The organism is Gulosibacter sediminis (assembly GCF_030011715.1).
GTDB classification, from domain to species: domain Bacteria; phylum Actinomycetota; class Actinomycetes; order Actinomycetales; family Microbacteriaceae; genus Gulosibacter; species Gulosibacter sediminis.
Genome location: NZ_JASCYH010000055.1, coordinates 1 through 10,136 on the forward strand (window position 1 = coordinate 1; position 10,136 = coordinate 10,136).

General features: G+C 65.4%; 10 protein-coding genes. 5 read left to right on the plus strand and 5 right to left on the minus strand.

The features are described 5' to 3' along the window. Nucleotides 1-82: 82 nt before the first annotated feature. A complete protein-coding gene (locus QM019_RS11880; RefSeq protein ID WP_282853171.1) occupies nucleotides 83-1,162 on the minus strand; it encodes a DUF2382 domain-containing protein in 1,080 nt (359 codons plus the stop codon). Nucleotides 1,163-1,314: 152 nt separating this feature from the next. Further along, nucleotides 1,315-1,776 (minus strand): MarR family winged helix-turn-helix transcriptional regulator, encoded by a 462-nt coding sequence (locus QM019_RS11885; protein WP_282853172.1) that lies wholly within the window; start codon nucleotides 1,774-1,776, stop codon nucleotides 1,315-1,317. Between the two features lie 71 nt (nucleotides 1,777-1,847). Between QM019_RS11885 and QM019_RS11890 the strand changes: the two genes are divergently transcribed. Beyond that, complete coding sequence (locus QM019_RS11890; protein ID WP_282853173.1) at nucleotides 1,848-3,107, plus strand: MFS transporter; 1,260 nt, start codon at nucleotides 1,848-1,850, stop codon at nucleotides 3,105-3,107. An 8-nt stretch (nucleotides 3,108-3,115) separates the two neighbouring features. On the opposite strand, the gene QM019_RS11895 is transcribed toward QM019_RS11890, so the two are convergent. Beyond that, nucleotides 3,116-3,262 carry a hypothetical protein gene (locus QM019_RS11895; RefSeq protein WP_282853174.1) on the minus strand — a complete coding sequence of 49 codons (147 nt, stop codon included), beginning with the start codon at nucleotides 3,260-3,262 and terminating at the stop codon, nucleotides 3,116-3,118. A gap of 46 nt (nucleotides 3,263-3,308) precedes the next feature. Between QM019_RS11895 and QM019_RS11900 the strand changes: the two genes are divergently transcribed. Further along, the gene (locus QM019_RS11900) at nucleotides 3,309-4,739 is read left to right on the plus strand and encodes an FAD-dependent oxidoreductase (protein WP_282853175.1); all 1,431 of its coding nucleotides are present in this window, start codon (nucleotides 3,309-3,311) and stop codon (nucleotides 4,737-4,739) included. 42 nt (nucleotides 4,740-4,781) lie between these two features. On the opposite strand, the gene QM019_RS11905 is transcribed toward QM019_RS11900, so the two are convergent. After that, nucleotides 4,782-4,958: a hypothetical protein gene (locus QM019_RS11905; protein ID WP_282853176.1), complete on the minus strand. Its 177-nt coding sequence runs from the start codon at nucleotides 4,956-4,958 to the stop codon at nucleotides 4,782-4,784. A 110-nt stretch (nucleotides 4,959-5,068) separates the two neighbouring features. Here QM019_RS11905 and QM019_RS11910 point away from each other — a divergent pair, with 110 nt between their 5' ends. Genes QM019_RS11910 through QM019_RS11920 form a run of 3 tightly spaced genes read left to right on the plus strand, consistent with a single transcriptional unit; the run spans nucleotide 5,069 to nucleotide 9,161 of the window. Beyond that, nucleotides 5,069-6,835 carry a gamma-glutamyltransferase gene (locus tag QM019_RS11910; protein WP_282853177.1) on the plus strand — a complete coding sequence of 589 codons (1,767 nt, stop codon included), beginning with the start codon at nucleotides 5,069-5,071 and terminating at the stop codon, nucleotides 6,833-6,835. A gap of 9 nt (nucleotides 6,836-6,844) precedes the next feature. Continuing rightward, on the plus strand, nucleotides 6,845-8,155 hold the full coding sequence (locus QM019_RS11915) for an MFS transporter (protein ID WP_282853179.1): 1,311 nt from the start codon (nucleotides 6,845-6,847) through the stop codon (nucleotides 8,153-8,155). Between the two features lie 25 nt (nucleotides 8,156-8,180). After that, nucleotides 8,181-9,161, plus strand: a complete 981-nt coding sequence (locus QM019_RS11920) for a LacI family DNA-binding transcriptional regulator (RefSeq protein WP_282853180.1) — start codon at nucleotides 8,181-8,183, stop codon at nucleotides 9,159-9,161. Nucleotides 9,162-9,182: 21 nt separating this feature from the next. Here the strand turns inward: QM019_RS11920 and QM019_RS11925 are convergent, their stop codons facing one another. Next, nucleotides 9,183-9,611 carry a cupin domain-containing protein gene (locus QM019_RS11925; protein ID WP_282828023.1) on the minus strand — a complete coding sequence of 143 codons (429 nt, stop codon included), beginning with the start codon at nucleotides 9,609-9,611 and terminating at the stop codon, nucleotides 9,183-9,185. Nucleotides 9,612-10,136: the final 525 nt, after the last annotated feature.

Below are 10,136 nucleotides of genomic sequence, written 5' to 3' on the forward strand. Positions count from 1 at the left end.
CGCCTGCATGTCCCCCGGCCCGTGCGTCAAAGAACCGCGTGGCGGTGGCGCACTCGCCACCGCCGCGCGGACTCGTCAGACGTTAGCGCACCGGGGCGCCGCCGTCGGCGCCGTCGACCGGACTCACGCTGCCGTCGGGGTTCTCGACGACGATCTCTTCGCGCTGCACCGGCACCTCGACGAGCTTCGTCTCGGTGACGACCCGCTTGCGCAGGCGCAGGTTGCCGCCCGCGTTCTGCTGCGAGGCACCACCCGCGGGAGCCGTTGCGCTGCCCGCCGTGTTGGGTTCGGATGCAACGCCCGCGCCAGTCGCGGCATGGCGCCCGGCGGCATTCGGGTCGAGTCGTTCCTCGCCCGCGGCGGCATCCTGGCCGGAGTCACGCCGCTCCTCAGCGGGCACCGCATTGGCGTTCGAGTTGACGCGTCGGTCGCCAGGCACAGCGTTCGCGTTGGGGTCGGCGCGTCGGTCACGAGGCACAGCGTTCGCGTTGGGGTCGGCGCGTCGGTCACGAGGCACAGCGTTCGCGTTCGGGTCGAGTGATTCGGCTCCCGTACCCGGATGCGCGCCAGCCGCGGCGGCAGCTCCCGCGACGCCCACACCCGCTTCGGCACCGCGGCCGTCGTGACGGCCATCGCCGCGCTGGAACTCCTGCTCGAGCGCCGCGCGATCCCCGGCCGCGCCGGCATCCCGCTCGTCCTGGCGCGCATTCACGCCGTCGTGGCGAACGTCGGTGTCACGCGCATCCGCGCCACCCTCGCGAGCATTGGTGTCGCGGGTGTCGCGCGCACCCCGCTCACCGTCGCGCGTATCCGTCCCGGGCACACCGGCGTTGCCGCGCACCGCGTTCGGGTTGTCGATGCCGTAGTAGTGGAAAAGTTCGTTCTCTTGCTCGACCGAGAGCTCGCCGTCGGGGCCGATATTTGGCGCGTCCTTAATGAACGACTTCTCGTAGGGCACGACGAGTCCGCCGCTATTGAACTGCGCGTTGGCGAGCGGAATGAAGGTCTCGTGGCTGCCGAAGAGACCCGTGTTCACCGTGACCCACGAGGGCTCCTCGGTGCCATCGAATACGTAGACATTATTGACGCCACCGAGCTTGTGCCCGGCGCTGTCGTAGACATCGGCGTTGGCAAGATCGCTAAAGGTGTTTTGGTTCGTCATAGTCAGTTGCCTCCCGACAGGATTGGCGATTGTCGCGAGCACAGGTTTGCTCGCTCGTATCTCTGATTAGCGAACCGGCCTCCGCGGCACATGAACGCTTCGTGAGAAGGCTGGGAATCGGCGCACCGGGCGCCCAGCCGCGAGCGCGACGGCTAACCGCGCAGCACGCCCACCAGGTCGGCGAACTCGGGGTCCTCGCCGAGCTCGGCGAGCGCCTCTTCGAGCGCCGCATCGTTCAGGGGACGTGCAGCCTCGAGCAGCTCGCGCCCCGCCGCGGTGACGTCGGTGTAGATGCCGCGCCGGTCGGTCGAGCAGATGTAGCGGGTAAGCAGCCCGCGGTCTTCGAGCCGCGCGACGAGGCGCGTCGTCGCGCTCTGGCTTAGCGCGACCGCGGCCGCGACCTCCTTCATCTGCAGGTGGCCGCCGTCGCCGTCGTGCTGACGGTTGAGCACCTCGAGCAGCGAGAACTCGCGCAGGCTGATGCCGTGCGCGGGCTGCAGCTGCTTTTCGATGCGCGCCGAGATGCGGTCGTGCGCGACCTGCAGCGAGTACCAACGCTGCGCGAGCGTCGTGTGCCCATCGATGACCGTGGTTGCCGCGGCTGAAGTCGCCATGTCGAAGCCCCTTCCAACACCTGCAAGAGTACACCTTGCAATAGTCGGCGTCTGCAAGTAATCTGACCTGCGTGAATCAACAACCCGCGTCTGCAACTAATTCTGGATCTCGTCTCACCCTCCTTGTGCTCGCCCTCGGCGTCTTCGGCGTCGGCGTCACCGAATTCGTGCCGGTCGGCCTGCTGCCGCAGATCGCCGCCGAATTCCAGGTGTCGATTCCGGCCGCCGGCTGGGTCGTCTCGTCCTACGCCGCCGGCGTGCTCGTCGGCGCGCCCCTCATGACGCTGCTCGGGGTGCGAGTGCCACGTAAGAAGATGCTGGTGCTGCTCATGGTCATCTTCACCGTCGGCAACCTGCTCACCGCGTTTGCCCCGAGCTTTGGCCTACTGCTCGGCGGCCGCGTGCTTACCTCCTTTACCCACGGCGCGTTCTTCGGCATCGGCCCGGTCGTCGCGGCCGAGCTCGCCGGGCCCGAGCGCCGCTCCAAGGCGGTCGCCGTCATGTTCAGCGGTATTGCCCTCGCGAACCTCGCCGGTGTGCCGCTCGGCACCTGGCTCGGCCACGAGCTGGGCTGGCGTGCGACCTTCATCGCCGTCTCGGTGCTCGGCGCCATCATGATCGCCGCGCTTGCGACGCTCATCCCCCACCTGCCGACCCCCGCCGGTGTGCGTCTGCGCCACGAGGTCACCGCCCTCGGCAACCCGCAGGTGCTGCTCGCCCTGCTCATGACTCTGCTCGGCTTCGGCGGCGTCTTCGCCGCGCTCACCTACCTCACGCCGATCATGACCGAGGTCACCGGCTTCGGCGAGAGCGCCATGACGCCGATCCTCATCGTGCTCGGCGTCGGCATGTTCATCGGCAACTGGTTCGGTGGCAAGATGGCCGACAAGGCGCTCATGCCCACCGTCGTCGGCAGCCTCGCCGCCCTCGTCGTCGCGCTGTTCGCGTTCACGTTCACGTCGCACCAGCCGGTGCTCGCGGTGATCAACGTGTTCCTGCTCGGTGCCCTCGGCATGGCGACCGTGCCGCCGCTGCAGACCCTCGTGCTGCAGCGCGCCTCGGCCGCGCCGACGCTCGCCTCGGCGATCAACATCGGCGCGTTCAACATGGGCAACGCGCTCGCCGCCTGGCTCGCGGGCTCCACGATCTCCGCGGGGCTCGGCCTCGAATCGGCGGGCTGGGTCGGCGCGCTCATGACGCTCACGGCGCTCGTCCTCGCCTTCGTGTCGGTCGCGCTCATGCGCCGCGAAGCACGGAACGCGAGCACCGCATCCGCCGTCGACGCCAACACCGGCGCCGCGCCGCAGCTCGCCGACGCGAGCCGCGCCTAGGCAGCCACTCAGTCGCCCTGCACGAGCTGGATCAACGCATCGGTCTCGTTGCTGGGCGCGCCTGCGGCCGCGCCGGGGCTGCGGTGCAGCCAGTGCGGCGGCAACAGGTCGCCGATACCGTTCAACCGCAAGCTGCCGGGTTCGCGCCGCCGCACCCAGCGGCACGCCTACGCTGGCAGCGACACGAGAGGGAGGCACCCCATGCCGCAGACCATTCCGAGCATCGAATCGACGCACTTCGACACCGTCATTGTCGGCTTCGGCAAGGCGGGCAAGACCCTCGCGGGGATGCTCGCGCGAGACGGTAGGCGGGTCGCGCTCGTCGAGCAGCACGACGACATGTTCGGCGGCACGTGCATCAACATCGGCTGCGTGCCGACGAAGACGCTGCTGCACGACGCCGATCTGCGCCAGCAGACCGGCAGCGACCCTGCTGCCGCCTTCGACTCCGCGATCAACCGCAAGCGCACGCTGCGCGGCAAGATGCAGGCCGCGAACCTCAAGCTCGTCGAGACGCCCGGCGCGCTCGTGATCGTCGCCCGGGCCGAGTTCACCGGCGAGCGCACGCTGCGCCTCGTCGCGGGCGACGACGAGATCACCGTCACCGCCGACAACGTGATCATCGGCACCGGCGCAACCCCGCGCATCCCCGAGATCGCGGGGCTGCCCGAGCGTGCGCTCGACGACCCGCGCGTCGTCACGAGCACCGAGCTCATCGACGCCGACCGACTCCCCCGCCGCCTCGCGGTGCTCGGGGCCGGCTTCATCGCCCTCGAGCTCGCGAACCTGTTCCGCGAGTTCGGCAGCGAGGTGACCGTGCTCAACCGCGGCGCGACGCTCGCGAAGGGCGACGACCCCGAGTCGCAGGCGGCCATCGCCGAGGTGCTCACCGGCATCGGCATCGAGCTGCGCCACGACACGAACCTCGTGCGCGTCGACGCGCCGTCCGACCCGACCGCGCCCCTCACGCTCACCCTCGAGCGCGGCGGCGAGACGAGCGAGCTCGAGGTGGATGCACTGCTCGTCTCAGCCGGCCGGGTGCCCGCCGTCGAGGGCCTCGGCCTCGAGCGCGCCGGTGTCGAGGTCGAGGGCGGCGCCATCAAGGTCGACGAGTTCCTCCGCACGACTGCCGAGGGCGTCTGGGCCGTCGGTGACGTCAACGGCGGGCCGCAGCACACCCACGTCTCGTTCGACGACCACCGCATCGTCGCCGACCAACTACTACGCAGCCTCGGCGAGGGTGGCCGCAGCCTCGCGACCCGCGGGCCGGTGCCGTCGACAACGTTCATCACGCCGCCGTACTCGCGCGTCGGGATCACCGCCGCCGAAGCGCGCAAGCGCGCGGCCGCCGAGGGCTGGGACGTCGCCGTCGCCCGCAAGAACATCGCCGACATCGCCGCAATGCCGCGCCCGAAGGCTGTCAATGACCCGCGCGGCTTCTTCCAACTTGTCGTCGACCGCGCGTCGGGGCAGATCCTTGGCGCGACGCTATTCTGCGTCGCGAGCCAAGAGGTCATCAACCTCGTCGCGCAGGCGATGCGCTTCGAGATCCCGTACACGGCACTGCGCGACGGCATCTACACGCACCCGTCGACGACCGAGGCGCTCAACGAGGTGCTCGGGCTCGTCTGAGTCGGGGCCGGGGTCGCCGGCGTGCCCTGAGGATGCTCGGGCTTAGACCATTCCGTCGTCGGCGAGGTCGATGCCCGCGTCGGTGCCCAGCGTCACGGGCGTCGCGATCATGCCGGCCGCCGCGTCGATGAGAAAGTAGCCCACGCTGATCCAGCTGCCGGTGCGCTCGACGCGGGCCTCGTATTCGGCGCGCGAGCCGAGCACGAGTCGCGTCGGCACGCTCGAAGCCGTGTTTGCGTTCGATGCGCAAAAAGCGCAAAACATGCTCAGCGCGCGTTCCCCCGCTCATAGGCTCCCCAGTACCTGGGCAACGAAGCGGAGGGAACCAAATGCGCACGCATTCGAGCAAAGCAACCGAAGTATCGGAGCACACGAGCAGTTCGGACGGCACTGTCGTCTCAGCACACGACCTGGCGACTCGGGCCGGGATGGCGATGTATGAGATCGGCGGCAATGCTGTCGACGCCGCGGTCGCGACCGCACTTGTGTGCGGTGTTATCGAGCCGACCGAGACAACCCTCGCCGGCAGCGGCTTCATGCTGATTGCATCAGACTCGATTGCCCCCACCGAAATCGACTTCGGGCCGAAAGCCCCCGCTGCGGCGCGACCCGACATGTTCGAGTTGCAAACCTACGAGGGTGACCTTCCCTCGGTACTTGGTCTCGCACCGGTCGTGGACAACGCGAATGTCGACGGCCCGCTAGCCGCAGGAGTTCCGCGTACCCTCTATGCGCTGCTCACCGCACAAGAGCATTTCGGGAGGCTCACCGCCCACGACGTTCTCGCCCCCGCTATCGCTGCCGCACGGGATGGTTTTCCAGTCGATGCGTGGTTCCTCACATCGGCGCTCAGCGACCTGGAACGACTTCGGGCCGATCCAACAGCGAGAGGGGTCTTCCTCGACGAGCAAGGTTTACCGAAGGGAGCCGTCGGTAGCGCCGGCTACGGTCCAACATTCGGACAGTATGAGCGCATTCACCAGGAACTACTTGCGTCGACGCTGGAGCACGTGGCCGAACACGGCAAGGAGTCCCTCACTCACGGCGCGATCGCGGATGCGCTGGTACAGTCCTCGACTGAGCTCGGCGGCATCCTCGCGCGCGAGGACTTGGAATCTTCGGCTCCATACATCGGGCCAGCACGTCTGCTGAAATACCGAAATGCAACGCTTGCCGCTTCTCACGCGCCCTCGGGCGCGCTCACCACGCTCGAGTCACTCGCGATTTATCAGCAAGCAGTTGACGATCCACGAGACGTTTCCGACGACGAACGACTCCGCCGACTGGCGCTGAGCCTGCGCCATGCATTCGCAGATCGTTACTACTGGCTGGGCGACACCGATTTCTCGAACCCTCCGGTCGACGAGCTGCTTAGCAATTCCTATGCGCAGGCCATCGCAGACGAAGTGGCGACCGGCCGCGACATTCCTCGGTGGGAAGAGAATGCCCCTTGGATTACCTACGCAGATTTCCCCGTTCACGATCCTCGCCACATTGTTCATGGCCAACCGACGGAAGCGCCTTGGTCCCCAACCGCTGCAAGCACCCCCACGAGCGGGACTACGCACGTATCAGCCGCAGACGCCGACGGCATGGTGGTTGCAATCACCCACACTGCTGCCAACCACTTCGGCAGCGGAATCGTTTGCCCCCGCACAGGCCTTCTCTTCGATTCCTCCATGGCATGGTTTAACGCCGCACAGGGTTCCGCAAACAGCATCAGAGGCGGAGGCCGGGCCCTCGCAAACATGGGACCTGTCCTGGCGCTACACGACGATGGGCGCAAGTCGGCCATCGGTGCGTCGGGCGGCCGCCGAATCATCAGTGCGGTTGCCCAGCTTGCGATCGAACTAATCGACAACGGAGCAACAGCAGGTGAAGCGATCGCTCGGCCGCGCATCGATGCCAGCGCCCAGCAACTCGCGCTTCCTGAAGCACTCGAGGCCACGACCGCAGTTCTTGCTGACTTAAACCCGACGACCGTCTACCACGCCAACGACCCATATCCGATGGACTTCAGCCGTCCAAATATCGCCAGATACCTCGGCAATGGTGCCACGGAATCTGCGATCGCCTCCGCACACTTCACCGCGTAAGGAACACTCATGCAAACACAGATCGCTCCAAACGAACTCGAATCGCCGACAGGCCGGGTTTCTGCAGTCAAGACTTTCTTGATCTCGGGTATCGGAACCGCCTTGGAATACTATGACTTCCTCATTTACGGGCTGGCGGCGGGACTCGTGTTCAATGTTCTGTTCTTCCCCGACGTCGATCCAGTTATCGGAACGCTGTACGCATTCGCCGCATTTGGTACGGGATTCCTCGCTCGACCCCTCGGTGGAATCATCATCGGCCACTTCGGCGACAAGATCGGTCGACGACCGATGCTCATCCTGACGTTGATCACGATGGGAGTCTCGACACTCGCGATCGGTTGCTTACCCACCTACGAAACCATCGGAGCCTGGGCGCCGGTTCTGCTCGTAGCGTTGCGCCTCATCCAAGGGTTCGCGGCTGGAGGTGAGTGGGGCGGTGCCGCCCTGTTCGGCTTGGAGAACGCGCCTCAGCACCGCAGGGGTCTCTGGGGCAGCTTCACGAGCATGGGCATCGGCCTCGGAACCTTCATCGGAATCCTCGTGTTTGCCATCACGAGCGCGGCCGCAGGCGGAGACCTTGTTGAGTTCGCGTGGCGCGTGCCGTTCTGGCTGGGTGGCGCACTCGTCTTGATCGGGCTCTTGGCGCGCATCAGCATGCCCAAGGAAGAAGCTGTCAAGGTCGCTGACTCGGCGACGATCCCGTTCGTCGAGATGTTCAAGCGCCGCCCGAAGGAAATCTTGCTCGTACTCGGCGTGAGCTACGGCTATAACACCATCGCCTACATCGGCTTTACGTTCTTCCTGTCCTACCTCACGGCCATCGGGTACGAATCGACCGATGCGCTGATCTCGCAGCTCGCCTACAGCGGCGTCCTCATCATCAGCGCGCCACTATTCGCGCTCCTCTCAGACGTAATTGGCCGAAAGAAGGTCATGATCCTCGGTGGCATCACCATGGCAATCTTCTTGTTCATTTACTTCCCAATGGTGGGCACTATGAGCATCCCGATGGCCACTTTGGCATTCGCGATCACGGGCCTCCTTACCGGTATTACGCAGGGCCCGATTCCAACCTTCTCCGGCGAACAGTTCCCTGCCCGCGTCCGGTATTCGGCGATGTCGACCGGCTACCAATTGGGTGCTGCGGTCGGTGGCGGAACAGCATCCTTCATCGCGACTTGGTTGCTCGTCGTCTTCAACAACAACCCCACTGCAGTGGCGGTCTACGGCGCATTTGTGATGCTGGTACTCGTATTGTGTTCTTTGGGACTTCGAGAAACCCACAAGCTCTCGACCGCAGAGATCAACGACGACTGACGCCCGGAGGCTTCGATTGCCGCTCGTGAAGTTACGCGACGTTGCCGACCTCGCCGGCGTCTCGCCTGCGACAGCGTCGCAGGTCTTCAGTGGCAATCGACCGGTGGCCGCGAGAACGCGCCAGAGGGTTCTCGCGGCCGCATCCACGCTTGGCTACAAGCCGAAGGAAGCCACCCGCGTGATCGGGGTGCTGGTGCGACCACCCGAGGCGATCACGAGTTTTACGACGGGCACTACGTCGTTCTCGACCATCACGGGCGCCGTATCTCTCTCCCTCCTCCACGCTGGCTTTACGGCATTCGTCTGCGGGTCATTTGACGAACTGTTGGCCAATAGCGCGCTCCTCGACGGTTCGGTCGTGTTGCATCCGAACTTTGAAGACCAAGCCATAACGGAACTTGAATCGCACAACATCCCGGTGGTTGCGCTCGACCGCGACCCGGCGGCCACTAGCTATCCATGGTGGGTCGGGGTCAACTACTACGCCTCTTTCATCAGGCTGATCCAGCACATGCAAGAAGCCGGCAGCAAGAAAATTGGACTGCTCATCGGCGAAACCGACAACGTTTACCGCCGATCGATCCTCCAGGCATACTCCACGCTGTCGGAATCGTCGGGCCAACGACAGTTGATTCGCGTACTGCCGAATGATGGCGGCGCAGCGGCCGCGCAGAAGATGACCAACCTGCTCTTCTCGGCAGCGCCTGATTGTGACGCCATCCTCACCTCATCCAGCGTGTTCGCGTCGGGTGCGCTTGCTGCATGCACCGAACGTCGCCTCCAAGTACCAAGTGATGTCAAGATTGCCTCGGTTCTCGACGGATCCCTCGCGGAGAAAGCGCCGTGTCCAATCACCAGCATGCGCTTGGACACCACGCTCATTGCTTCGCAGGTGGTCGACCTGCTCGAGCGCCGTCTTGCGAAGCAGGCCGCGCCGCAGGTGCACCAGACTGTGTTGCTCGACCTAGTGCCTCGAAGGTCAACTCAGGCGATGGACGCTGGCTAAAACTCGTCGGCAGCCGTGCGCCTAGTTCCCGCTCGTCGGCAGCTGCCTGTAGACCTCGTCGGTGACGGGCTCGAGCCACTCATTGCTCACGTCTTTGCCGGGCGTGATGAACGCGACGTACGAGAACCACGAGTCGGCCTTCGCTCCGTGCCAGTGCTTCGTGCCGGCGGGCACGCGAATCGAGCTGCCGGGTTCCATGCTCACCGGTTCCTGAGCCTCGATCTGCAGCCAGCCGCTGCCAGCGGTGCAGAGCAGAATCTGGTCGCCGCCTCCCTCGGTGCCGTGGTGGATGTGCCAGTTGTTGCGGCAGCCCGGCTCGAACGACACGTTACTCACGGGCGTGCCGCCGTCGGTGAGCGGTGCCAGGTAGCTCTGGCCGATGAAGTACTGGGCGTACGCCTCGTTCGACTCGCCGATCGGGAAGATCTGCTCGAATTCGCTGGTGCTCACAATTGCTCCTCAAAGACGTTGAAGGTGATGATTCGGTGCGACGGGAGCCACGATAGGCCCGCGATTTGGGCGCCGTTCCCGACCTTCTCGACGAGCGGATGCGATGGCTCGCCTCCGCCCGAGATGGCCGAGCATCCGTCGCGCGTATCCGCAACAATGCTCCTCTCGCGGCGTCACAACAAGGGAACGATCTCTCCCCGCTACCGCGATTAACCGCATCCAGCGCATGGCCAAGACAAAGAACTTCGGTGGGCCCCTCCCTCAATAGGAAGCGGCCCACGGAAGCAATTGATCAACGAAGATCAGCCTTCGCGCACCCCACACCAAGACGCCAGGAACAGCGCCATCGACTTCGTGCACTTGCGCACGGATTCCACGCTGACTCGCTCATCGAAACCGGCTCATCGCAATCGAGGGTGTAGGAGTGGTCTGAAGCCGCCGGCTTCGAGCAGTGACCGTGTGATGTAGTGAGTCAGGTTGCGGAAGCCCAGGGCCGAGCCGCGGAGGTGTTCGAGGCGCCCGTTG